This window comes from Streptococcus mitis, from assembly GCF_009496155.1.
GTDB lineage: Bacteria > Bacillota > Bacilli > Lactobacillales > Streptococcaceae > Streptococcus > Streptococcus mitis_BQ.
In genome coordinates this window covers 62,454-87,464 of the sequence record NZ_WIJP01000003.1, presented here as the reverse complement: position 1 = coordinate 87,464, position 25,011 = coordinate 62,454, and the positions used below count along the sequence as shown (strand labels likewise).

The following is a 25,011-nucleotide window of genomic DNA, read 5'->3' as shown; positions in this document are numbered from 1 at the left end:
CTTTTCTAAAATAATGTCATCTGCGACACATGACTGTTGATTCTATCTATGGCTTTGCGATAGTATTCTTCATCAATTTCAAAACCGATATAGTTGCGATTAGTGTTAATGCAGGCTATCGCAGTAGTTCCGCTGCCTATGCAATTGTCCAGCACTACCCCCTCATCATTGGTATATGTCTTTATCAAGTACTCAAACAATTCAACCGGTTTCTGCGTCGGGTGAAAATTGTCTTTTTCGTTTTTGAAAAATAATACACTTCTAGGAAAACGATAGCCATCATTCACGGTTTCGATATTATCCTTTTGCTTTCCATAGTTGCTGCTATGCGTACTATAGGTCGCCTTGTACGGTTTTCCGTAAGTAAACTGCGGATTGTATATTGGCAATTCTTTATAGAACACAAGAATGTTCTCATGCGACTTTAACGGCATTCGATTGGCGTTCAAGTGTCCTGTTGCATTGGTTTTTTCCCAAATCCATTCATAACGCAACCATTCTGGCTTGCTCGTTCCTAGCGCTTTATCAAACGGAGTTTGTGCAGTCAGTACAATCGCGCCATTATCTTTGATAATTCGTTCATATTGTTCCCAAAGCTTATTAAACGGCAGTACACTGTCCCAGCTGTTTCTGGTCGTGCCATAAGGCAAATCACACAATATCATGTCGATTGACTTGTCAGGTATTCTTTGCATACCGACTAAGCAATCTTCGTTGTAAATTATATTTAGTTCCATACATCACCTCGGCACATATTCAGCTGGTCGCACGCCTGCTGGCAATCGCCAACCGTTGGCCGCAATGCGATCAATCATATTTCTAGCGTGGTCAAATTGCCACATGCCCACATCTTTAAAGCCACGGCCTTCCAGAAAGCGAATTTGTTTCGGTGTCGTCAATTCTTCGGATTGTCGTTTGTGCAATCTGTCTAAATATAAAGCAGCCTTTCCAGCATTCCCGATTTCATCAGGAAGTATACCGTATTTCTCAAGCGCTTTAATTTGCTTGTCACTAGCAGGCGCCATTTCCCATCCGAAATTGGGCACGTAGTTCGACAAGTCTTCAGCATGGATAGACATTTCGAATTGCAATGGATCCACAAGTTTGCGTTTACGCTTGCGCATTTCTTCCAGTTGTTTTGCCAAAGCCTCTTCACGCTGTGCGACGACGTCCTCCGTTGCCTTAACTTCCATATCTTCAAGATCGAGCATGACGCCCGTCTGTTCTTCCATATTCTCAACCATTTTCTGAGCGACTTCTGGAGTCTCACAGATCAAGTGAGCTGGACGGCATAGCTCGTGGCGTTCGGTGTGCCAGAGAAAGTCTAGCAAGAGTAATTCTTCCTTTCCTGGATGTAAACGAGTACCACGCCCCACCATCTGGCTATATAAGGCACGTACCTTAGTAGGTCTTAGCACAACTACACAGTCTACTGATGGGCAATCCCATCCTTCTGTTAGAAGCATGGAATTACAAAGAACGTTGTAGCGATCTTTCTCAAAATCTTCTAAGACTTCTGCACGATCCTTGGACTCTCCATTGACTTCAGCGGCACGAAAGCCTTTTGCGTTTAAGATGTCGCGAAACTTTTGCGAAGTTTTAACTAAAGGTAAGAATACGACTATCTTGCGGTCTGCACATTGCTTGACCATTTCGTCTGCTATCTGTTCCAGGTATGGGTCTAATGCCGTCCCGACATCGCTCGCCTTGAAATCACCCGCTGACATGTTGACATTTGATAAATCCAAGCTGAGCGGAATTGTCAAAGCCTTGATTTTAGATAGGTAGCCTTCTTGGATAGCTTGGACTAGCGAATACTCATAAGCTAAGCTGTCGAAGTAAGAGCCAAGGTTTTTCATATCTCCACGGTCAGGCGTGGCTGTGACACCCAGCACATCCGACTGCTCAAAATAACCAAGCACACGTTGGTAGCCATCTGAAATAGCATGGTGTGCTTCGTCGACTACAATTGTGTCGAACCAATCAGGAGGAAATTGACTAAGCCGTTTCTCTCTCTGCATGGTTTGGACAGAACCAACTACAACACGATACCATGAACCGATAGAGGTATTCTCAGCTTTTTCTAAGGCCGTGCCGAGTCCTGTCGCAGTCTTGAGCTTGTCGCTAGCCTGCTCTAAAAGCTCTGACCTATGAGCAAGGACAAGCACGCGCTTGCCCTCTTTCACTTGGTCTTCAATGATTTTGGAGAAGACGATTGTCTTTCCACAACCTGTTGGCAATACTAAGAGCGTGCGCTTGCGACCTTTAGCCCATTCAGCTTGAACAGCCTCCCGTGCTTCCTGTTGATAAGGTCTTAATTGCATCCCTTACCTCCTAAAATTGCCCAGCTTGGTATCCAGATTGCCCTTGCGGTTGTTGCGCAAAATTCGGCTGCTGTGGTTGCTGAACTTGTCCCGGTTGCTGATTCAACACTTTTGTGTAATCAACGTCTTCAGGGTATAGCATGGATTTGACTTCATTGTAATTGTTGTTATTGTATTGTCGAGTTCCGACTTTACATACGCCAGTTGCGCCGATGATGGTATTCCAGTTCATGCGAAACGGTTCGCCTTTTTTCTTTTGGCCAATTGCAGCAAAGAAAGCAGATAGCATTCCTTCAGTTGAGCTGTGCAAGAATAGATTGTGTCGCAATTCTGTTTCGCCTTCGTTAGCTACAATCTTGATGCTGACGATAGCCTTGTTACACGCTGGCAATTTGCCAGGATTTTGTGGATTCGGCGTGTGACGTGTACGTTCCATACCAACGACTGTAAAATAGTACAATCCGTCAGGCAAGAGGACGAAATCCGAGTCTTTTTCGATCGTATCTTCCCAGCCAATTTCGTGATCAAAGTTGTTGTATTGTTGTGTCATGTTGATTTCTCCTTTAAGCTAAAATAGTAATTTTTTTGTTGCTAGCAAGTTCATTTTTTAAATAATTTGCGATGCTTTCGACGGCTTCTAATTTCCATCTACCCCCATCTGCTTCAAAAAGTGCGAGATTCGCCGATTTGTTGATGCGGAAGATGAATTGACTAGCAGGCTGCTCTACTTCGTTGAAAGTACGATATGGTCGCAAGGTTACTGGATTTGGAGTTTTAGCTTGTGCTAGGCTTGCTACACCATCGCGAACCGTAGCCATTTGACTGATGCCATTGTCCTGCACTTCTGCACCTTTTTCGATTTTCAAATGACTAGCAAAATCCAAAACCAAATTACGGTCTGCATCATTGATAAACATAGACTGCAGCATAATATTGAATTCTTCCTGGTCGCGCCAATTGATAAAAGGAATAACTGGAACGGTTGCTTTTACAGATACGAGCTGAGGACGTTTACCATTTTCAAAATCAACTTGATCATATACAGATACCTTATAGAAACTGTCCACGACAACTACAAGTTTACGATCACTGATGAAATCGTTATCTGATTTGAGATAGTCAACTAGACTTTTGAGTGTCTGAAGCTCAAGGATAGGTGCGTACTTACGAGGCGTCAGTTCCTGTAAGTCATATTCATTGCTGTCAAAATATTCCTTCCCAGTTTCTGAACGAATGATTTTCTTTTCTTTACCCGCTAGTTCGACTGCGTATGATAATGCATCTTTAATATTTTCTGTCATGGTTAGTTACCTGCTTTCTTTTTGTTGTAATCAATAATATTTGTGCTTTGTTGTTCTACTTTTTCAATGAGATCGCCAGTGTCGGTTCTCATGTCCCCATTATCGTCAAAATATGTCTGACCAGGGATGCCGCTTTTGAGCTCATTCGCGTGAATTTTACCAGTGTCATCACGGCCGACAATGACAGTTGTTGCGACACCTTTTTGTGGTGCTAAAGTAGATTTGACTTCCATGCCTGTCTTAACGACCGTACGTTCATCGTCTGTTGACATCGTTAGTGTGATAGTAACCTTACGGGTTGCTTTGGCTTCTGTATTGAGATCCAGAATGTTCTCAAGGACTTTTTCAAGTTCTTTGTCAACCTTTTCTTGTAAGGCTGTATTTGCGATTTTTGACAAATCAATTTGAATAGTTTTATCTTTCATAGATACTCCTTATTGTATTTTGCTATGATTTCTAATTCCCAAAATCTACACGGTGAAGGGCAGTTCAGGATCCGCTCGTACTTGATTTTGAATAACTTCCATAGTCGCCTGCCAATGTGCCACAATCATATCCCAGTAATCAGGAGGGAAGTTTTCAATCGGAGTTCCTAGTGGGAAGTGTCCACGGATGTAAGCGACTTTTTGAAGTTCTTCTTCTGTCACATTTCCTTGCGTCATGAGGTCCGTCAAACTCTTAGGCAAGCTTGCATGATATTGCGCTGGTGGTGTCTGAGTCTTGCTAGGGGCTTCATTTTGAGGTTTTTCAGCGACCTGTGACATATCGAGAGGCAATTCCTCTTGGATTTGCTCAGGGGCTTGCTGAACAGCCTGCTTAGATTCTGGAGCGACTGTCTGCGGTTGTGGCTGTTGTGTATGCACTTGCTGATTAGCAAAGATATGAGCAATCCCTGCATAATGGAACGGCAATTCATCTGGCAATCCGTGACGATTTTTGGCATCCCAAGCAGGTCGATGATTGGTATACATCACACGTTCACCGCCCTGCGCCTTCTTCTTACCGTTCTCGGCCGTCATGACTAAGGTTTTGTAATTGGCAAATAGAACCATGTCTGCCCATTCTTTTACGAGTGGAGCTGTCTGGGAACTCGTCTTCTTACCAAGTTTGAGCTCATATCTGTCATAAGAACCCATCTCGTCAGGCTGTTCAAATTTCTTAATCTGAGCGTGCGCAGTCAATACCACATTGATGCCCATATCAACTAAATCAGACAGGCTATTTAAGAAACGTCCCATTTCTTCTTGGACGTAGGTGTAGCCTTTGCCCCAGCCAAAATCCTCAATCCCTTGCTTACCATGTTGCGAACAGATGTAATTAACTGCCAAAGCTTCTGCCCAATCGATTGTGTCAATAACGAGTGTCCCGCACTCAGTCGGATTTGCTTTGATAAAAGCAATCTCATTGATGAGCATGGTCCAGCTGGTCGGCTTGTCTAATCGTGCTACATCCATGTTATCAGTCGAGCCTTCCGTGTCGATGAAGGCCGCATTTGGAAATTCAGCAGCAAACGTGGACTTGCCAATTCCTTCCGGACCGTAGATAACTACCTTTTGAGCTCGCGCCCGTTTTCCTCTTGTGATTTGCATTTGTTAAAATCCTCCTTGCCATGTTTTAGGTACTTGTGCCACCTCTGGCTTAACGCTATACCCGTCTTCAATCAGGATGCTACATTCATCTCCTGTTGATACTCGTGTCGCGATTGCTTGCAAACCTTCTTGCTCAAGCCATGCGCCGAATTCCTGTAGAGTCAATTGGTCCATTTGTTCCAGCTTGTCAATCAACACAAAGCCACACTCTGGTTTCAATTTACGCACGATTGCAGTCGCTACCTGTAGTTGCTGACTACCAGACATGTTATCCCAGCGCTGGCCAAGATAGAGCAGTTCGCCATCGTCCACGGATAAGCCCGGCAACGGTAAATCTGCGTTTGTAAGCAAGTCTGTCTTCTGCTTACGGATGTCAGCAATCACATTATCAAGTTCCTTGTATTGCTCGCGATAACCCTTGGCATCTTCTTCTGCTTTATCCTTGTCCAGATTAGCACGCACTTTACGATTGATTTCGTCAATCTCTGCGATGTTGTTTTCAATCTCCTCAGTCGATTCATCGAGAAGATCCATAGCGTCGGTATTCGCAATAGCCGAGTCTTGAGCCAGCTGACTTTCTTTTTCTTTGGCATCAGCCAGCAATTGCTCCAATCGTTTAACCTCTGCAGTTGCTGAAGCGTGTTGATTTTGGATAGATACCAAGTTCTGGCGCTTACGAGCATTCTCGCCATTCTTGGCAAGGATAGCTTGTTGTTGTTGGATAAGTTCAGAGATAGAGACTAGCTCTTTCGGTGCATCTGGATAGTACGGCTGTTCTTTAGCGAACTTCTCCTTTTGGTCAGCGATAACACCGATTGCGTGACGTTCATCATATTTGGCTTTCTCCTGCATTTCCAGTTCAGCCAATTGCGGACCAACTCCGATAATCTGCAACAGAGTTTTAGCCTTTTCTTTGCTAGTCTGCTCCATGAATTTTGGCAAGTTGATGGCTAGCTCTTCCACAAAGCTATCCAGCAAGTTTTGACCAGCCTTGTTACCACTAGGGTCAATGACCTTGAGAGTGCTGTTCTTACCACTGCGCTCCACAATCAAGCCGTTTGATAGCGTGATTTTAAGACTAGGAGGGATTGTACTTCCTTCGCGTTGTGCTTGGCTAGGCTTGTACTTGTTGCCACCCAGCGCCCAAGCAATCGCATCTAGTACGCTTGTTTTACCCTGATTGTTATTTCCACCCACGATTGTCAAACCAGTCGCTGACGGCTCTAATTTGACCGCTTTAACGCGCTTGACGTTTTCGATTTCTAGTTTATTAATCGTCACCATCTTTTTCTCCTCCGACTCTTAAAGATTTGACAGGAATTTGAATCTCTTCAACTTCCGCATGTTCAAGAGCAAAATCCAGTAGCTGGTTTAAAACGTCAATCAATTTCATATCACACTCATCCGCGAGGTCTATAATACGCTCATAGTGTTCACGAGCTACTCTGATACGTGGTGTTGGTTCTTGTGTTCCTCTAGTTTTATATTTTCTGTTCATTTTTCTACTCCTTAACTAGCCCTTCTGGCGGTTCCACATCATAAGTAAATTGTTTGTCTGAATTTCTCAGATTCATGAGTGCGATACTGCTCGCTATTCGCTGGCGTTCTTGCCGCTTCTTTTCAGCATGGTCATCCAGTGTATTCACTAGCGACCATAGTCCAATTCCTACGATTGTTACCGAATAAATGTATTCCATCATTTTGAGTTTTCCTTTGCTTTATAGATTGCTACGATTTTTTCTAGATCAGCTATACGCTGATTTGCTTGTTGATATTTTTCTTGAAGGTCAATCAATGCTCTGTTTAAATCCAAAGCTACGATTCGCCAATCTACATTCCTTTCTTGACCCAAGAAATATTTTGTTAGTTTGTTTAGTATGTTCATCTTTATCCTCTTACGCAATAAGATCTTCCAAGTCTAATTCAGCAACCTCTTGTAAAAGATCTTTTACTTTCTTCAAATCTTCCAACATCTCTCTCAGACTCTCTTTTTTTGTCTTGTATCTATTCCGTGACTTCCACATACAGTACAGAGCAAAACCTTTGTAATTTACTAAAACCGTTTTATGGGTCGGATGATAAACGAAATGTTTAAATTCAGGATGATTTTTCATTTCATTTGCCCAAAGTTTTAAAGTTGTCTCAGATAGATCGTTGAATTTTTCTTCTAAGCTTTTATATCCACCATACTCAGCTTTTTCGGATTGAGATACTGGGCGAAAATTCACATTATTTATAACCGGCATGGCAATTCCTCCCTTTCTGTGTTATAATTTTCATGAATAATTTTGTTGAGCGCCTGATTGCCGTCAGGTGCTTTTTTGTTATGAATTAAGCCACATCTTGCTGCTCAATCAATGGCAAAATTCCTTTTTTATTTTTTAGAAGATCATAAAGAAATAAACGACCCTTTTGTGTCCAGTATGTATGCATCTTGCTATAATCTGCATCAATTGTATGAGTTTTTGACTGAGTGTAACCTTTGCCTGCGTACTTCTGATACAAAAGCCAAGTACTACCTTGCTTGTATTGTACTTTAAGTTCATGCAAGATTTTATTCAGCTTCGTAGCGCTCATCCCGTAATCTTTAGCGATTACTGAAATCGGTACAAGTGATTTATTTTGCAAGACTAAGTCGTAATATGTTGCTTTCGGTTGTAGCTCTTGGATAATTTGATTCTTTTGAGCTACTTCTTCCTGCGCTTGTAAACGCAATTGTCGTTCTTCTTTTAGCTTCTGAAGTGCTGCGATTGCCATATCTGGATTCTCCAGCAAATCATCAATAGCGTACAAGCCATGCTTACGAATAGATTTCAAGATTTCTTTTACTTTTTTCTTGAACTCTTTTGCCAATGGTTTTCGAGATTGCATAAGAACTTCGTAGAGACCGTTTTCTGTTAAGAACCATACTTCTCTATTTTGACCTGAACGGAACAATGTTCCGACCAGCTTTTCGTCTTCATCGATTTTATCTAGCATTTTATTCACACTAGATACATCGTACTCAATCCATTCGGCTACATCCTTTGCGACAAACAGCGGTTCATCTGCTGTACCGTAAACTGTGAAGTGTTTTCCGAGAACTTCCTGCTCGTTAATAATAGTTAATTCCATATTATTCCTCCAATAATTGTTCAAGACGAACATTCAAATAATTTGCAATTGAATTTAAAGTAGTCGCGGACGGCGAACTGGTATTCCATTTGCTGATAGTACCGTTACCTAAATCGAGATCTTTTTCAATTCGATAAATCGAAATCCCTTTGTCCAAGGCGATTTGTTTAATTCTGTCATAAATCACATCCAACACCTCCTTCTATTAGAAAATTTTATAAGAAAATAAGCACTAAATGTTGACAAGTAATAGAAAATAGTCTATTATTAAGGTATACAAAATACAGCTATATCATAAAAGTTAGATATAACAAAAAATCTTGGCGGATTATTCTATTTGTATTTTACTTTATGTTAGCTGGTCAACTAGCTTACAAAATAAGTATAACGGAAAATTTTCTATTTGTCAACAATTTGATAGAAAATTTTACATTATTTTGTAAAGCCTTATTTTTGGAGGTTTTTACACATGACTATTTTAGATAGAATACGTTCGTTAGCCAATGATAGAAAGGTTACTCTTGCTGAATTGGAAAGGAGTTTAAACTTTAGTAATGGCAGTCTCAGAAAATGGGAAACTTCAACTCCTAGTGGCGATAAAATTGAAAAAATTGCTGATTACTTTAACGTATCAGTTGATTATTTATTGGGCAGAACAAAAAATCCTTACACATCGAATGACGATTTGATGAACACTCAAGAACTTGAAACTCTAATAATGTTTCGAAAAGAAACCGAGGATATGTCCGACGATGAAAAAGAGCGTTTTAACAAAGCACTCTTTAGCATGATGAAAAATGCTCGTGCTCTTGCCAAAGATGATTCTTTCTGGAAGTAGGTGGCTATTTGAAACGATTTACAAGACCCTCAAAAGAAACTTACTTACAATATCACGAAAATGCAAACAGACTACTTATGGATATATCTAACCATTTCAATGTCCATATTTCTCAAATCACTTTCGACCTAATCATTGAATTCTTTGAAACTAAGTTTAATATTTTATTTGTCTATTTTGAAGCGGATTTAATGTACAAATGGTTATCTAATAAAAAACAAGAAGTCAAATACAATTTAACTTCAAAAAATTCCCTTTCGTTAGTTGATTTTAGTTTTTGTAATGTTTGCTCTGGAATGACAATTCCTGATTTCGAAAGAAATCGTTTTATCGTTTACATAAATCAAGATGTTGTTAAGAGTAGAGTTATGTTCACAATACTTCACGAATTAACTCATATATATTTCCATCTTATGAGTTCGGTATATGATAAGGTTCTAGTTTCTAAGACCTCGTCAAACTATAGCGACTCCTACCCAACTGAGATTGCCCCATTAGAGGACGAAGCAAATACCATTGCATCAATTTTGTTTCTCAACGATTATAAACTGCTTGAATATATAAATTCTGGGCTGACATTCAAACAACTTATTGATCTCAGTCAAATGTCAAAACCTGCATTACATAATCGTTTGATGAACTTTCTAATGTATAATTGTAGTTGCCAAGAGTATTACGCCCTCAGCATAGTCCAAGGGTACAAAAATGACGAAGACTGGGCTATTTTGACTTTGCAACAATTTCAAAGAGAACTACAAGAAATTGCTTAAAATACAAGAGGTAAAAAGAACACAACGACATTCGAACTATTGGGGAAGTCGTAGATATTTATAAGGTTTAAAAATATGTGCAATAACTGATTCACACTAAAAGCTGATAGAGAGGTTTCATTATGAAACAAGAACGCAAAGTTTTAGGTATTTTAGCTATTATTTTTGGAGCACTGGCTCTACTTGGCTCATGGATGCCTATCATCAATAATTTTTCATTCATTTTGGCTATTTTAGCTCTTATCTTCGGTTTAATTGGTTTTGCAGTAAATCGAAAAAGACCAAAAACGCTAGCTATTATTGGGACAGTTCTAGCAGTCGTGTCTATTGCTATTGTATTAGTAACTCAAGCAATGTACGCTAAATCATTGAAAGAACTAGGTAAAAACGTTGAAGAGACTGTTAGCTCTGTAAGTTCTTCAATTGAATCTTCACAAAAAGAGGAAGATGCTAAATTTAACTGGACAAAAGAACAGTTTGATGCGCTTCAAGTTGGCGATATTATCAACTATGGAGCCGGTGGAACTAACTACGATGACGTTGCTAGCGTTCACGGAGAACCTAACAATGTAACAACTAGTTCAGTAAATGACCACGACAGTAAGACAGTATCATACACTTCTACTGGTAGCAAATACAAGAGCGTTATTCTTTCGTTTTCAAAACAAGACGACGGTTCTTTCTTGTTGACTTCTAAAGTTAGTTCAGGTCTAGAATAAAAACCAACTGTTTCCATTTTGGAAACAACTCAAAAAAATCCCCACACTCTCCGACGGCAATCTTGAGTGTGAGGAACTTCAGTATAAGAAACAACCATTCAAAAGGTCGTTTTCTTATACCCATTTTAACAAAATAAAGGGGAAAAATCAATGTGGATGGAAGAATTACCAAACGGCAAATATAAATTTTTTGAGCGATACAAAGATCCATATACTGAGAAATGGAAAAGGTTAGCTATAACGCTCGATTCGGGATCAAGCAGGGCTAAGAAAGAAGCACAAAAACTACTAGATGAAAAGATAGTTGAAAAGTTACAAAGCTTGACTACTACTGATATGATTTTCGATGACGTGCTAAGTGATTGGTGGGAACTTCATAAAAAGTCCATCAAAGCTTCTACCGAGAAAACTATGGTCTATGCGGTTGATGAAGTAAAAGAAAATTTTGCTCCAGGGATTAAAATAAAAAACATCACTGCTAAATACGCTCAACAATATTTTACAAATTCAGAGGACAATCACATCAAATTAAAAAAGCATAAATCCGTACTAAGTATGGTATTCAAGTATGCTCAAGATTTAGAGTTGATTGATAGCAACCCTATCCAACGTGTCAGGTTGCCAAAAAAAGTCGTCACATACGAAACTATGGAGCGTATCGAAGATAAGTTCCTTGAACAGAGCGAATTAAAGCGTCTCTTAAAAGCCATGAAAGAATATAACCGAGGGTATCATGTCGCTCGTATGGCTGAATTTATGGCTTTAAATGGTTGTCGAGTTGGTGAAGCTGGTGCGCTTAAATTTGAAAATTACGATAAGAAAAACCGTACTATCACTATCAACGGAACTTTAGATCCAACACGCAAGGGTTCAGAGGGTATCAAGACTACGCCCAAAACCTTATCATCTATCAGAGTGGTTGATTTAACGAATAAAGAAATTGAGATTATTGAAGAATTTATAGAGTTGCATGAACTAAGAAAAAATACAAATCCAAACTATAAAGATATGGGATTTATCTTTGTTTCATCTAGCGGTATTCCAATTCATAAATCAAGCATTGGTAAGCTAATGAAGAATGCTAATGCTACTCTTAAAAATCCAATCAATAAACCGCTGCATCCTCACATTCTACGACACACTCTTATCAGCACGCTTGCAGAAAACAATATCCCCTTAAAAGCAATCACCCAAAGAGTCGGACATAAAGACAACGGAAAGACGACAATGGAAATTTACACCCATGTCACCAAGAACATCAAGTCAAAAGTTGTTGATGTCCTGGATAAACTTTACAAATAGTTTGCCCCTTTTTTGCCCCTTTTTAAACAAAAAGAAAAACCGCTACTCCTAAGAATAGCGGTTTTATCATGTTTTTAAGCTACTAATGTAGTCGCTCTATTATTTAAGAGTAACTGAAGCTCCAGCTTCTTCCAATTTAGCTTTGATTTCTTCAGCTTCTGCAGTTGCAACGCCTTCTTTAACAAGTGCTGGTGCACCGTCAACAAGTTCTTTAGCTTCTTTAAGACCAAGACCTGTGATTTCACGTACAACTTTGATAACGCCAACTTTTTTGTCGCCTGCAGATGTCAATTCAACGTCGAATGAATCTTTAGCAGCACCAGCGTCAGCAGCACCAGCTGCAGCAACAGCTACAGGAGCAGCTGCAGTTACACCAAATTCTTCTTCGATAGCTTTTACAAGGTCGTTCAATTCAAGGATTGAAGCTTCTTTAATTTCAGCAATAATGTTTTCAATGTTCAATGCCATTGTTATTTCCTCCAAATAAGTTTTAAATTTTATAATAGTTTTTTCGTAGCTAGGCTACGCTACGTAGCTTAAGATTAAGCTGCGTCTTCTTTGCTTTCTGCAACCGCTTTGACTGCAAGAGCAACGTTGCGCACTGGCGCTTGAAGTACAGAAAGGAGCATAGAAAGAAGTCCTTCGCGGTTTGGAAGGGTTGCAAGTGCAAGAATCTCTTCTTTAGATGCGACAGCGCCTTCGATTGCACCACCTTTGATTTCAAGTGCTTCAGCGTTTTTAGAAAAGTCGTTCAAGATTTTCGCTGGTGCGATAACATCTTCGTTAGAAAATGCTACTGCAGATGGTCCAACAAATACTGATGCAAGTTCTTCAAGACCAGCTTTTTCAGCTGCACGACGTAAGATTGAGTTTTTAATGACTTTATACTCAACTTCGTTTCCACGAAGCTCACGACGAAGAACTGTATCTTGCTCAACTGTCAAACCACGAGCGTCAACAACGACGATAGAGGCAGCAGCTTTCATTTTTTCAGCTACTACGTCAACTAGTTCCGCTTTTTTAGCAATAATTGCTTCACTCATTAGTGTGTTCACCTCCGTTATTATTTTGCTTGGGGAAATTTTTCAAAAGAAAAACGCGCCCAAACCTAGACACGAAAGTACAATACGCTTCTTTTTACATGATACGTTTTGTCCTCGGTAGGATACTTATGAGTCGAGCTCCCCTACTGTCTTAGGCAGTTTTTTCAAACCGTATATAAGTATAGCATAGTAAAAAAAAGAATGCAAGATTTTTGCAAACTTTTTTAAAATTTTTCGTGATTTTCTTCTAAAGTTCTACTGTCAGGACTTGGCCTTGCTTAACAACCTGTTCTCCGCCGATATAGACATCATCAACATCACTGGATTTAACAGCATAAACAAGGTGAGATAGCATATTTTCTTGGGGTTGGAGATGGATTTTCCCTTGTGGTTGGATGACCAGCAAATCCGCTTGCTTACCGACTTCCAAACTTCCTATCTGTTCGTCCATTCCAAGAACCTTAGCACCTTCTATCGTTAGAGCTTTGAGAGCTGTTTCGATAGGGAATTGGCTGGCATCCCCACTTTTCATCTTCTGAAGAAGGGCTGCAGTCCGTCCTTCCTCAAACATATCAAGATTGTTGTTGGAAGCAACTGAATCTGTCGCAATTCCTACAGCCACTCCTGCTTTTTGAAGTTGGATGATTGGAGCAATTCCTGATGCCAGTTTGAGGTTACTGGTAGGATTGTGGGCGATAGCCACTTGAGAGGTTGATAAACGTTCAATTTCTCGCTCGTTTAATTCGACCCCGTGAGCAAAGACAGACGGATGATCTAAGTAACCCAGTTCTTCTAAAAAGGCTAGAGAACGTTTGCCGTATCGTTTCAGGATAATTCCTGACTCCTCCTTGGTCTCCGCAACATGGATATGGATTGGAATAGCAAACTCTTTTGCCATATCTAAACTTTCTTCCAACAAGTCTCTACTACAGCTGTAGGGAGAATGTGGGGCTACCATAACCTTAAAATTTGGATTTTCATATCCTAAGATTTCCTCAATGATTGCTCTAGTTCTGCTTATCGTCTCAGCAGTTGTTTCTATCTCTGAAGAAAAGAGGGTCGGTGAGAAATAACAACGCATCTTAGAATCTTTCACTGCCTGATAAGTCCGCTCAATATCCACACCATTGGGATTATACATATCATTAAAGGTTGTTGTTCCTGACTGGAGCATCTCTGTCAGAGCTTCTTTAACCGCCTTGGTAGTCATGTCAGGAGTGAACTCAGCTTCTGCTGGCCAGATATAGTCATTGAGCCATTCATGGAGATTGCTATCATCTCGAATTCCTCTCAAACCTGTCATTGCAGAGTGGGTGTGGCAATTGACTAATCCAGGCATGATCCAGGCTCCCTGATAGTCTATAATCTGCTCAGCTTGCTCTAAAATCTCTGACTTCTCTTGACCAACATAAACGATTTGAGAATCCTTAACGGCTAAGATTCCATCTAGATAGACATGGAAATCTTGGTCACAAGTCACGATATTTACATGCTGAAAGACTTTCATTATAGGCTCCTTTTCTAAAAGACAATTTATACTCTCTTCAAACCACGTCAGCTTCACCTTGCCGTAAATATATGATTATTAACTTCGTCAGTCTTATCTACAACCTCAAAGCAGTGTTTTGAGCAACCTACGGCTAGCTTCCTAGTTTGCTCTTTGATTTTCATTGAGTATTACAGTGAATAATTTTTCTAGCTATTGTAACAAAAAAGTCACCCGAAGGCAACTTTTTTTGTCTATAAGATTTTGAAATTAGAAAGTATCATTCAGAGCTAAAAGCTGCAGCTTGCTGCATTTGGTAATACTTGCCCTTTCTAGCCATGAGATCCTGATGATTTCCATACTCAACGATATCACCATCCACCAAGACTAGAATCAGATCCGCATCCTGAATGGTTGACAAGCGGTGGGCGATGATAAAACTTGTACGTCCCTTCATGAGCTTAGCAAAGGCATCCTGAACCAATACTTCTGTCCGCGTATCGATGGAAGAGGTTGCCTCGTCTAAGATGAGAATCTTTGGAATAGCCAGAAAGACTCGCGCGATGGTCAAGAGCTGAGCCTGACCGACAGAGAGAGATTCTCCAGCATTTTCCAACTTGGTATCGTAACCCTGCGGCAACTGTTGGATGAAAAAGTCGGCATTGGCTGCTTTGGCAGCAGTAATCACCTGCTCCCGATTGGCATCAGGATTTCCAAAGGCAATATTGTCATGAATAGTCCCTTGCTTGAGCCAGGTTTCTTGGAGCACCATGCCAAACTGTTGTCGTAAAGAAGCACGACTATAATCATAAATGGAACGACCATCCAGCAAGATAGCTCCTGAGTTAATAGGATAAAAACGCATAAGAAGATTGATAAGGGTTGATTTTCCAGCACCAGTCGGACCAACAATAGCCACCTTGCTACCAGCTGGAATATCAATAGATAAATCCTTAATCAAAATCTTTTCAGGATGGTAGCCAAAAGAGACATGTTTAAAGGAAATTGCTCCCTTAACTTGGTCACTGGTCAAGACTTCCTTGCCTGTTTCAGCCACTTCAGGACTTTCTAAGACTGCATAGACACGCTCTGCGCAAGCCAAGGCACTTTGCAACTCAGCTAGAACTGAAGAAATATCGTTAAAGGGTTTGGTGTATTGCTGTACATAGTTCAAAAAGGTCACTAAACGTCCAATAGTCAAGGTGGACCCCATCATGATACGATAGGCTCCCACTCCAGCAAGAAGAGCATAAATGAGCGCATTGACAAAGCGAGTCGAAGGATTAACAGTTGAGGAATAAAAGATGGCTGACTGAGAATAACCTGAGTAGTTGTCATTAGCCTCGTGCAGTCTTTGGATAAACTCTCCTTGAGCATTAAAGGACTGGATAATGGTCTGTTGGCTCAACGATTCTTCAATCAACTGAGTCTGAATCCCCCTCGTCTCTGTTTGCTTTTGAAAGAGATGATAGGATCTCTTGGCAATAAAGCGTGAAATCACCATGGATAGTGGCGTCAACAGCAAGACTAAGAGGGTCATAAGGAGATGAATTTGAAGCATGGCTAGAATACTCACCAAAATCATCAAGACGCCAATGAAAAATTGGTTAAAAATCATGGTCAAGCCAGCTGCCAACTGTTCTATGTCCGTGGTCACCCGACTGACCATTTCTCCACTTCCTTGTCGATCCACAAAGGCAATCGGTAAACGATGGAGTTTATGAATTATTCGCTCTCGCAAGTCCCTAGTATAAGAGAAGATTAGACGATTATAAAAGAGAGGATTGACCCACTGCACAAGGGTATTTCCTATGACCACCAAAATCATCTGAATGAAAATTTGCCAAAAAACTGGTGAAGAGTCAGTCACTAGGACTTGGTCAATAACCTGCCCAATCAAGATAGGTAGGTAAATCGATAAACCAACCTGGGCAATAGTTCCTAGAAAGGCTAAGAAAAGGAGGAAGGGATGACTTACTAAATCTTTGGTCAAACGTTTGAGCGTCTGATTTGCAGTTTGTCGTCTCATGCTAGTCCTCCTTTCCATGTTGAGATGCATTGATTTCGCGATAGACTTGACTGGACTTCATCAAGTCCTCGTGCTTGCCGATAGCTAAGAGCTCCCCTTTTTCCAAGAGGAGAATCTGGTCAACCATCTGCAAAGTCGAGATTCGTTGAGAAATCAAGATTAAGCTCGTGTTTGGCAAACTTTCTCGGATAGCTTTCAAGAGCTTGGACTCGGTAATAGTGTCGAGAGCCGAGGTGGCATCATCTAGGATGAGAAATGGAGCTTGTCGCAAGACTGCTCGTGCGATAGACAACCGTTGTTTTTGTCCACCTGAGAAATTTCGCCCTCCTGCCTCAACTAGGGCATCCAAGAGTCCTTCTTTTTCACTGACAAAATCCTTAGCTTGCGCAATTTCCAAGGCCTGCCAAAGTTCTTGGTCCGTTACTTCTTGATTTAAACCTAGAGTCAGGTTGGAACGAATAGTTCCCTTAAAGAGCTCAACTTTTTGAGGCACATAAGCAATCCAAGACCGCCACTGCTCTAAATTACGAGGACTAGATCCATCTCGATAAAGGTCAATGCTTCCCTTGTCTACTGGATAAAGACCAAGTAAGACTTGCACCAAACTTGATTTACCAGAACCCGTTCCCCCAATGATACCAAGGATTTGCCCTTGAGTCATATCAAAGGAAATATCTCTCAAAGAAGGCTGGACCGCATCAGGGTAGGTAAAAGTTAAATCTTGAACTTGTAAAACCCGATCACTGGTAGCTTGCTTTTGTTCTAATTCTGAATGAATATCTTCTGGAACCTCAGCAAAGACCTCCTCGATTCGCTTAGCTGAGATATAGGACTGATTGAGAGAATTTATCAGCATGGCTAGCTTTACCAATTCCACCAAAATCTGTAAGAGATAATTGATAAGGGCAATGAGAGCACCTTGACTGAGCAATCCTCCTTGAATAGAAATATAGCCTTGCCAGATAATAATAAGGAGGGTTCCATTAACAATCAGATAGGTCAGAGGTGTTAATAAACTAGACCAGAAACCTGTTTTTTCTTGCAATTTGGCATAGACTTGGTTAAGGGTTTGAAAAATCTGTAACTCTCGTTTTTCTTGTCCAAAAGCACGAATAACTCGCATCCCTTGTAATTGCTGACGTGTTTCCTGAACCAGTTGGTCCGTTTTCTTTCTCAGACTGCTGTAGAGAGGATTAACCAGTCTAGAGAGCCCTACAATAACAATGGTCAAAATGACAACCATGACCAAGAACCAGAAAGTCAGCTCAGCTGAAATGCGATAAGCCATAAAGATAGCCCCAAAAACGATAATAGGCGCTCGCAAAAAGAGACGCAGGAATTGATTGATACCAGTTTGAATCTGGTAGGTATCCGAAGTCAAGCGAGTGACTAAGCTAGAAGTGGTCAGACGGTCTCTGCTATCCTTGGGCAAGGAAAGAATATGTCGATAAAGGTCATCTGTCAGTCCTTTGGCAAATCCAACCGCAGCCTTGGCTGAGTAAAACTGGGCTATCAAGGCCACTACAACGCCAATCACTGCAAAGATAAGGAGCAAACCAATCTGCATCCAGAGATGTCCTTGATCTCCCTGAGGTAAAGATTGGTCAACAATCCCAGCAATCACCATGGGAACCAAGAGCTCAAACACAGCTTCTAACAGCTTGAACAAGGGTGCTAAAATCGATTCTTTGATGTAGGGTTTGAAGTAAGATAATAAGCGTTTCATAAATCCCTTCTATTTTCTAAAATGAAGAAAGTGGGAAGCACCCACCCTCTCAATTTTATTTGTTTAAGTATGGCAATAGATAGCCATATCCTGCCTCTTCCATCTCATCCTTGGCTACAAAATGTAAGGAAGCAGAATTGATACAGTAACGAAGTCCACCTAACTCCCGAGGCCCATCTGTGAAAACATGACCCAAGTGAGCATTACCTGACCGAGAACGAACTTCAATTCGCTCCATTCCATGGCTCATATCCTTGTAATAATGAATCAATTCCTTGGAAATCGGACGGCTAAAGCTTGGCCAACCACATCCTGAGGCAAACTTATCTTTGGCGAAAAAGAGTGGCTCACCCGTCGTAATGTCTACATAAATGCCCTCTTCAAAAGTTTGGTCATAGGCATTACTAAACGGAGCCTCTGTTACAGCTTCTTGGGTAACACGGTAAGACTCTGCTGACAAACTTTCCTTCAACACTTCTTGACTAGGCTTTTCATAGTTAGAGGCATCAATTAATGGCTGCTCAGCATCGGTCACATCAATATGACAGTAACCTGAAGGATTCTTCTTAAGATAGTCTTGGTGGTAATCTTCAGCTAGAATGTAATGACGTAGTTTCTCCACTTCCACTGCAATCTTTCGACCAAGCATGCGTTCCTGCTCCTGCACCACAGTGTAGATAGCTGGCAAGTCTGTTTCATCTTGGTAATAAATCCCAGTTCGATATTGGCGACCACGGTCATTCCCTTGTTGATTGATTGACAAGGGATCGATGACTCGGAAATAATAGAGCAAAATTTCTCTGAGTGACACTACCTTCTCATCGTAAATTACTTGAACCGTTTCTGCATGGTCTGTTTCCTTGAGTAACTGGTAATTGGTCGTTTCGACTTGTCCATTAGCATAGCCAACACTGGTTGCTAGCACTCCAGAAATGCGTGAAAAATATTCCTCTAGGCCCCAAAAACAACCGCCTGCTAGATAAATTTCTGCCATCTTTATTTCTCCTTTATCAAGTTCTTAACTAGACTTCTTTTCAAAAAAAGGATAGGAAGCCCTCTGGTCAAGTGGTTTCCCCATCCTGTCTTCTATTTTTTTATTTTGCTTGGACACGGACACCTTGGGTATCAACTTTCAAGTCATGCAGTTTTCCTTTGAAAGGTTGCTTTTCCAATTCTGCCTTAATCGTTGGCATCTTGTCATGAGAAGCCAAGACCATAACTGTCGGCCCAGCACCAGAGAGGTAGGTTGCATAGGCCCCATTTTCTTTGGCTACTTGCTTAATGGTTGCAAATTCTCTTACCAAGTCCTGACGATAGCGCTCATGGAAGAGGTCACCCTCGATTGCTTGCCCAGCGGTCACCATGTCTCCCGCCAACAAGGCCGCAACCGCCACATTGGCAATAGAGCTGGCCGCAACAGCTTCCTTGTAAGACAATTTCTTAGGCAAGACTCCACGGCTGTCTCTAGTACGCAATTCATAGTTTGGAATGTAGGCTAGGAAATCACACTCTGGGAAGTCTGCTACGATAGCTGAAACTTGCCCTTCAACAGAGCTCGCAACAACGAGATTACCATAAATAGCAGGAGCCACATTGTCAGGATGTCCTTCAATCTTGGTCGCTAATTGCAATTTTTCATGGTCTGACAAGTTGAGCTGGCCCAGTTGGTTGGCTAGTTCAATACCAGCAACAATAACCGAGCTAGAAGAACCCAAGCCACGCGCCAAGGGAACATCACTTGTCATTTTCAAACGTCTTGGTTGCAAGTCTGGTACAATTTGCAAAGCAATTTTGAGCAAGAGATTACGCTCGTCATGTGGAATCCATTTGCCAATCTGGTGTTCAATCAACCACTCATCTCGTTCTTCACAGACCTCAATTTGAAGATACTTGGTTACAGCTACACCGACCGAGTCAAAACCTGGCCCGATATTGGCACTGGTTGCAGGTACAATAATCTTCATTTTATTCTCCTAGCACCTTGAAGGTATTCAAGAGGTCGAATTCTGAAACCTTCTTCAACTCAGCTGAGACATTCTCAAGCTGGGCTTTATTAATTTTGTGTGTGATGATGACAACACGCGCCTTGTCACCCTCTTTTCCATCTTGGAGGATTTGCTTGAAGGAAATATCTTGAGCATTAAAGATTTCAGCCAACTTCAAGACCTGACCTTTTGAGTCTGGAGCCAAGATTGAGAAGTAGTAGTTTGCTTTGACATCTTCTGGATTAGCCAAGACCAAGTCACGACTGTATTCGTTGAAGTCTTTTCCAATGGTACCATCATTCAAGCGACGAACGATACGGATAATATCCGCCGCAACACTGGTTGCAGTTGGTTTTTGACCCGCACCTGGTCCGTAGTACATAGACTCACCGATACCAATAGATTCTACAAAGACAGCGTTCATTACCCCATTCACACTGGCAAGTGGGTGTGCTTTAGGAAGGAAGGTTGGTGTTACTTCTGCAGCAATACCTGAAGGAGTTTCTTCGATTGAACCAACCAATTTCACTACATAGCCAAGTTCTTGAGCTACAGTCACATCTTCTGGTGTGATATTGCGGATCCCCTTGTGGGCTACATCATCAAAGGCAACCTTCATGCCAAAGGCAAATTGGCTCAAAATCACCATCTTGTAGGCTGCATCGATCCCATCTACGTCGTTTGTCGGGTCGCTTTCTGCAAAACCTAGTCTTTGCGCTTCCGCAAGAGCATCATCGTAAGACCAGCCTTCTTCCACCATCTTGGTCATCATGAAGTTAGAAGTTCCGTTGACTACTCCAAGCACGCGCGTGATTTTATCAGAAGCCAATGAATTTGCCAAAGTACGAAGAATTGGAATCCCACCAGCTACTGCTGCTTCATAGTAAAGTGCTACCTTATTAGCTTTAGCGATTTCTAACAATTCTGCACCATGGACAGCCAAAAGGTCCTTGTTAGCAGTAACAACGTGTTTCCCAGCTTCTAAGGCACGAGTGATAAAGGTCTTAGCAGGTTCGATACGACCCATCAACTCCACTACGATCGTAATGTCTTGGTCTGATAAAATGTCATCCACATTGGTTACAAAGTTAAAGTCATTCCCAGCAGCAAGCAAGCGATTCTTTTCATCTTCATCCTTGACCAATACCTTAGCAACTTCAATCTCTGAATGTGCTGATTGATTGATTTTTTCTCCATTTTCCTTTAGGAGGAAAGGCACACCACTTGCAACGGTACCAAATCCTAGTAAAGCAATTTTAACTGTCATGTTTGTCTCCTCGAAATTTTCTAATATAGCCATTATAACAGAATTTTGTGAAAATTCCTATTATAGTAAATCACTATTTCAGTCTAAAAAAGAAAAAACGAATCAGATGATTCGCTCTTCTTAAAATCTGGAAATAGCTTTCCAAAAATGATTATCCAATCTTTTGCAGATTAATCACCGCATCGTGATTGATCAAGACTTGACCATACTCCTGCAAGACTGAGCGACTGATGTCACTATCATCTGCAAACTCGCGCATACGGGCCAACAGCCAAGCTGGATATGGACTTGGATGATTTTCAATATCCACTAAAATGGTCAAATAATAGCGCTCATTCATCTTGTAAAGTTCAGAAGTTTCTATCTCAAAAGTCACTGTCTTTGAAAAAGCCACCAAATCAGCTAACTTAGAAAAAGAAAGGATGTAATAGATGTAAGGCTCTTTCTTACTTTCAACTCCTTGTTCATCCTGCTCTTGCTCTTCTTCCTTAGCTTCGACTTGCTCTAGAGATTGAATCGCTTCGATATCATCCTTGGTTTTATCTGCAATGCTTTTTTCCAAAGTTTTGATAAATTCATCTGGCGACATTTGGGCCAATTCTTCCATATCTGGTAAATCCGATAAATCTCCAAAATCTAGATTTTGGTCAATCTTTGATTTAGTTACAAAGACATCAACCTTATCAGGTTTTGGAGTCACACGGAAGCTCAACATACCTGTATCCAAAAAGCTCTCAGGCATCTCTAACTCATCCAAGATAGCATAGAAGAACTCTTCTGTTTTTTCTTGAGGAACGAGAAAGTCAGCAATCTCCATGCCACGATCCATCAAATCCTCTAAAGACATCGTGATTTTCAAAGTTGTATCACTAATTTGTTTCATTTTCATTGCTAGTAACCTCATACTTTCAGTTCTATCTATTATACTAGATTTTTACGATTTTATCAAAAGAATGAAGCGAGAATGTGATATAATACTAGAGAGCATTTTACAATACAAGAAAGAAAGTACAATGAAAAATATAAAAATTAATGTACTGCCTAGCTTACTAGTCAATGTTCTCAATATCGTTTTTCCTCTGATAACCAATCCTTATCTGACGCGGATTCTCAGCAAATCCGTCTACGATTATTTCAATACCGCAAATACCTAGGCTAGCTTTGTCATTCCACTAGCAGCCTTTGGAATATACAACTACGGGATTCGTGCTATCATTTGGGCCATTGAGTTAATCCTTGCTAAACAAATTATCTTCATCAACGACCACGAAAATCGTTTAACAGCCTTTTACTTTATTGGTGGTGCTACTATCCTACTCAACAGTCTCTTGTATTTCAATAATATTTTTGCACCAGAGTACTACATTGCTACTACTATTATTGCAGAAACTGTAGTTGTTCTACTAGAAATTTACTTTATCCAGAAACATCATCTGCTTGACTTAAAAGAAATCTTTACTACTTTAACACGCTATACTATTGTATCCCTTGGATTCATCCCAATCTATTTTGCGTTTAAATTCCTTTTCCAAATCAACTCATTTACAGTCAACCTCAATATGATACTCATGGTACTCTCTACTGTAACAGCTTGCGGTATCTATTATCTCTTGACGCTATTTCTTACCAAAGATAAAACACTCCACTATGCACTCAATCTTGCTCTTGCTAAGATTAAAAGAAATTAAAAGAATCCCCTGCTAATAGACTATTCTACTAGCAGGGGATTTTCTCATTATTCCTTTTCTTTCTTATTGGCAATACTTGACTCTATAATCGAATCCTCTTTTTGTTTTTCTGAATTTGAAGAGTTAATTTCTTTATGATTTTCTTGCTTTTCTTCCTTATTAATCTTGTCTGATTTATCAGTTAAAGTAGATGTTTCCTGTTTGTTTGTAGAATTATTTTGCTGCTTATCAACAGCAACTACTTGTTTCCATATACCTTCTTCATTTACTTTATAACCATCAGGTGTGGTAGAATTTTTCAACAAGGAACCATCTGCTTGGAAATAGTACCAGTTACCATCAACCCGTTGCCAGCCAGTCTGCATGGCTCCACTAGCATTCAAATAGTAACGAACACCATTTATATCTTGTCTACCAGTTAACATGATGCCATCTTTATCCAGATAATACCAAGTTTCCTGATCCTTGACCCAGCCAGTTTTCATAGCTCCAGAACTTGCAAAATAGTTCCAGTGACCATCAACAAAGGCCCATCTAGTTTGAATCACACCTTCTTGATTAAAGAAATAAGTTGTTCCATTTATAATTTTTTTACCAAGTGAAGGGACTCCATTCTCATCGTAATAATACCAATTTCCCGACACTTTTTTCCAACTAGAAGGTTTCCCATTAGATTGAAGAGCACCATTATTAGCAAAGAACATTTTTTTTCCGTTAAACTCGTGCAATCCTGTTAACATCTTTCCTTCTTTATCAAATAAATATTTTTGTCCAGAAATTTCCACTAATTCATTATATTTTCAATCACCTGTAGAGCTAATATAGTACCCAAAACCGTCCTTCTTGAACCAGCCAGCTTCTTGCATCTTACCACTACTATTTAAATAATACCAGCTACCATCAAGCTTTTCTCGGGAGTCATTCAAATGAAGCCATTTGCTAGCTTGCATCTGTCCTTTCCCGTTAAAGAAATAATAATCTCCAGCAATTCTCTTCCAGCCAATAGCCATTTGTGTATCAGATAAACGATACTTCCAGTATCCGTCTTCTTTATACCATTTTTCATTTACTGAAGGTATATTTGGTAGACTTTCAGAAATATCCGTAAATCCTTTTTCGCCTATTGTAAAGACTGTTGCATCTTTTGTCTGACTAGATGCATGAACAACCTGAATATTTTTTCTTTTAAGATAATCTCTAGTTGTAGAAAGGTTTGCATCTGCAACCGAAGTATGTACAACCATCTTCGGTGATAAGTAGTCTAAGAATGGAATAGTATTAGAAATTTTAGCGTCATAGTGATGATTCCATTTCAGCATATCTACCTTACCAATTACAGATCCCAACTTATCTTCTGCACCCTCAACATTATCCAAGTCTCCACCAAGATAGATTCTCTTACCTGCTACTGTTACAACTGCTACAATTGAGTTTGAATTGTCATCAAATACTCTTTTTAGATGTCCGTTGCTATCATACTCATTTTTATAGTTATACAGCTGAATATCCATGTCACCTAAAGTAAAATGACTATCTTTATCTGAGATATCTTGTATTAATTTTACTCCACGTTCAGTAGCAGTCTTTGCAGCATTATCGTAATTATAAAGGTTATCCCACAATCTCCATTTTGTTGTAACACGTTCATCAGCATATCGTTTTAAATAAAATCTATCAACAGGAAAACGTTTAAGAACTTCATCTGCAGAACCAATGTGATCACTATGGACATGGGTTCCTAGAATAAAATCAAGTTTTTTAATACCTACCTGTTTCATGTGTCTGAACAGTCTATCTTCTAACTTTCCAGTAATCTTATCTCAGACATGA

General features: G+C 40.3%; 26 protein-coding genes, 2 pseudogenes and 1 other annotated feature. Of the genes and pseudogenes, 5 read left to right on the top strand and 23 right to left on the bottom strand.

The annotated features are described in order from the left end of the window. Positions 1-5: 5 nt before the first annotated feature. The 13 genes from GEZ84_RS02555 to GEZ84_RS02495 form a co-directional block, all read right to left on the bottom strand. Positions 6-737 (bottom strand): DNA-methyltransferase, encoded by a 732-nt coding sequence (locus GEZ84_RS02555; protein ID WP_153223360.1) that lies wholly within the window; start codon positions 735-737, stop codon positions 6-8. A 3-nt stretch (positions 738-740) separates the two neighbouring features. Next, positions 741-2,324 (bottom strand): DEAD/DEAH box helicase, encoded by a 1,584-nt coding sequence (locus GEZ84_RS02550; RefSeq protein ID WP_153223358.1) that lies wholly within the window; start codon positions 2,322-2,324, stop codon positions 741-743. A 10-nt stretch (positions 2,325-2,334) separates the two neighbouring features. Further along, a complete protein-coding gene (locus GEZ84_RS02545) occupies positions 2,335-2,874 on the bottom strand; it encodes a hypothetical protein (RefSeq protein WP_153223356.1) in 540 nt (179 codons plus the stop codon). Between the two features lie 13 nt (positions 2,875-2,887). Then, positions 2,888-3,625, bottom strand: coding sequence for a hypothetical protein (locus GEZ84_RS02540; RefSeq protein WP_153223354.1), 738 nt, complete (start codon positions 3,623-3,625; stop codon positions 2,888-2,890). A 2-nt stretch (positions 3,626-3,627) separates the two neighbouring features. Continuing rightward, the gene (locus GEZ84_RS02535; protein ID WP_061410076.1) at positions 3,628-4,050 is read right to left on the bottom strand and encodes a hypothetical protein; all 423 of its coding nucleotides are present in this window, start codon (positions 4,048-4,050) and stop codon (positions 3,628-3,630) included. Between the two features lie 45 nt (positions 4,051-4,095). Then, positions 4,096-5,214 (bottom strand): ATP-binding protein, encoded by a 1,119-nt coding sequence (locus GEZ84_RS02530; protein ID WP_153223352.1) that lies wholly within the window; start codon positions 5,212-5,214, stop codon positions 4,096-4,098. A 3-nt stretch (positions 5,215-5,217) separates the two neighbouring features. Beyond that, the gene (locus GEZ84_RS02525; RefSeq protein ID WP_153223350.1) at positions 5,218-6,498 is read right to left on the bottom strand and encodes an AAA family ATPase; all 1,281 of its coding nucleotides are present in this window, start codon (positions 6,496-6,498) and stop codon (positions 5,218-5,220) included. Then, positions 6,485-6,712 (bottom strand): hypothetical protein, encoded by a 228-nt coding sequence (locus GEZ84_RS02520; protein ID WP_153223348.1) that lies wholly within the window; start codon positions 6,710-6,712, stop codon positions 6,485-6,487. The genes GEZ84_RS02525 and GEZ84_RS02520 overlap by 14 nt, the downstream gene beginning before the upstream one ends. 4 nt (positions 6,713-6,716) lie before the next feature. Further along, positions 6,717-6,914, bottom strand: a complete 198-nt coding sequence (locus GEZ84_RS02515) for a hypothetical protein (protein WP_153223346.1) — start codon at positions 6,912-6,914, stop codon at positions 6,717-6,719. After that, positions 6,911-7,099, bottom strand: coding sequence for a hypothetical protein (locus GEZ84_RS02510; RefSeq protein WP_153223344.1), 189 nt, complete (start codon positions 7,097-7,099; stop codon positions 6,911-6,913). The genes GEZ84_RS02515 and GEZ84_RS02510 overlap by 4 nt, the downstream gene beginning before the upstream one ends. 10 nt (positions 7,100-7,109) lie before the next feature. Then, the gene (locus GEZ84_RS02505) at positions 7,110-7,460 is read right to left on the bottom strand and encodes an excisionase (protein ID WP_153223342.1); all 351 of its coding nucleotides are present in this window, start codon (positions 7,458-7,460) and stop codon (positions 7,110-7,112) included. A gap of 85 nt (positions 7,461-7,545) precedes the next feature. After that, on the bottom strand, positions 7,546-8,328 hold the full coding sequence (locus tag GEZ84_RS02500) for a phage antirepressor KilAC domain-containing protein (RefSeq protein WP_153223340.1): 783 nt from the start codon (positions 8,326-8,328) through the stop codon (positions 7,546-7,548). Between the two features lies 1 nt (position 8,329). Beyond that, positions 8,330-8,515: a helix-turn-helix domain-containing protein gene (locus GEZ84_RS02495; protein ID WP_261082277.1), complete on the bottom strand. Its 186-nt coding sequence runs from the start codon at positions 8,513-8,515 to the stop codon at positions 8,330-8,332. Positions 8,516-8,797: 282 nt separating this feature from the next. Between GEZ84_RS02495 and GEZ84_RS02490 the strand changes: the two genes are divergently transcribed. The 4 genes from GEZ84_RS02490 to GEZ84_RS02475 all read left to right on the top strand — a co-directional run bounded on the left by GEZ84_RS02490 (position 8,798) and on the right by GEZ84_RS02475 (position 11,957). Continuing rightward, positions 8,798-9,166 (top strand): helix-turn-helix domain-containing protein, encoded by a 369-nt coding sequence (locus tag GEZ84_RS02490; protein ID WP_153223337.1) that lies wholly within the window; start codon positions 8,798-8,800, stop codon positions 9,164-9,166. A gap of 8 nt (positions 9,167-9,174) precedes the next feature. Continuing rightward, complete coding sequence (locus tag GEZ84_RS02485; protein WP_153223335.1) at positions 9,175-9,936, top strand: ImmA/IrrE family metallo-endopeptidase; 762 nt, start codon at positions 9,175-9,177, stop codon at positions 9,934-9,936. Positions 9,937-10,058: 122 nt separating this feature from the next. Beyond that, positions 10,059-10,655, top strand: coding sequence for a CD20-like domain-containing protein (locus GEZ84_RS02480; protein ID WP_016397645.1), 597 nt, complete (start codon positions 10,059-10,061; stop codon positions 10,653-10,655). A 150-nt stretch (positions 10,656-10,805) separates the two neighbouring features. Further along, positions 10,806-11,957 carry a tyrosine-type recombinase/integrase gene (locus GEZ84_RS02475; RefSeq protein ID WP_153223333.1) on the top strand — a complete coding sequence of 384 codons (1,152 nt, stop codon included), beginning with the start codon at positions 10,806-10,808 and terminating at the stop codon, positions 11,955-11,957. 99 nt (positions 11,958-12,056) lie between these two features. On the opposite strand, the gene rplL is transcribed toward GEZ84_RS02475, so the two are convergent. From rplL to mecA, 9 genes are all read right to left on the bottom strand, one after another. Next, entirely contained in the window at positions 12,057-12,425 is a 369-nt protein-coding gene (gene rplL / locus GEZ84_RS02470; protein ID WP_001196965.1) for a 50S ribosomal protein L7/L12, read from the bottom strand. A 74-nt stretch (positions 12,426-12,499) separates the two neighbouring features. Continuing rightward, positions 12,500-13,000, bottom strand: coding sequence for a 50S ribosomal protein L10 (gene rplJ, locus GEZ84_RS02465; RefSeq protein ID WP_001287268.1), 501 nt, complete (start codon positions 12,998-13,000; stop codon positions 12,500-12,502). 38 nt (positions 13,001-13,038) lie between these two features. Then, positions 13,039-13,174 (bottom strand) — a sequence feature (ribosomal protein L10 leader region). 73 nt (positions 13,175-13,247) lie between these two features. Next, complete coding sequence (locus GEZ84_RS02460; protein ID WP_153223331.1) at positions 13,248-14,507, bottom strand: TRZ/ATZ family protein; 1,260 nt, start codon at positions 14,505-14,507, stop codon at positions 13,248-13,250. Between the two features lie 259 nt (positions 14,508-14,766). After that, positions 14,767-16,515, bottom strand: coding sequence for an ABC transporter ATP-binding protein (locus tag GEZ84_RS02455; protein WP_153223329.1), 1,749 nt, complete (start codon positions 16,513-16,515; stop codon positions 14,767-14,769). A 1-nt stretch (position 16,516) separates the two neighbouring features. Further along, positions 16,517-18,241 carry an ABC transporter ATP-binding protein gene (locus GEZ84_RS02450; RefSeq protein ID WP_153223327.1) on the bottom strand — a complete coding sequence of 575 codons (1,725 nt, stop codon included), beginning with the start codon at positions 18,239-18,241 and terminating at the stop codon, positions 16,517-16,519. A 55-nt stretch (positions 18,242-18,296) separates the two neighbouring features. Beyond that, positions 18,297-19,235 (bottom strand): peptide-methionine (R)-S-oxide reductase MsrB, encoded by a 939-nt coding sequence (msrB, locus tag GEZ84_RS02445; protein WP_000818194.1) that lies wholly within the window; start codon positions 19,233-19,235, stop codon positions 18,297-18,299. A 100-nt stretch (positions 19,236-19,335) separates the two neighbouring features. Beyond that, positions 19,336-20,205, bottom strand: coding sequence for a homoserine kinase (thrB, locus tag GEZ84_RS02440; protein ID WP_153223325.1), 870 nt, complete (start codon positions 20,203-20,205; stop codon positions 19,336-19,338). A 1-nt stretch (position 20,206) separates the two neighbouring features. After that, entirely contained in the window at positions 20,207-21,493 is a 1,287-nt protein-coding gene (locus tag GEZ84_RS02435; protein WP_153223323.1) for a homoserine dehydrogenase, read from the bottom strand. Positions 21,494-21,644: 151 nt separating this feature from the next. Further along, positions 21,645-22,382 carry an adaptor protein MecA gene (mecA, locus tag GEZ84_RS02430; RefSeq protein WP_153223440.1) on the bottom strand — a complete coding sequence of 246 codons (738 nt, stop codon included), beginning with the start codon at positions 22,380-22,382 and terminating at the stop codon, positions 21,645-21,647. A gap of 307 nt (positions 22,383-22,689) precedes the next feature. Here mecA and GEZ84_RS02425 point away from each other — a divergent pair. Further along, positions 22,690-23,181, top strand: a pseudogene (locus GEZ84_RS02425) (virulence factor MviN); the annotation flags it as partial. 47 nt (positions 23,182-23,228) lie between these two features. Here GEZ84_RS02425 and GEZ84_RS02420 read toward each other — a convergent pair. Then, positions 23,229-24,983 (bottom strand): annotated as a pseudogene (locus tag GEZ84_RS02420) (MBL fold metallo-hydrolase); the annotation flags it as partial. Between the last annotated feature and the right edge of the window lie 28 nt (positions 24,984-25,011).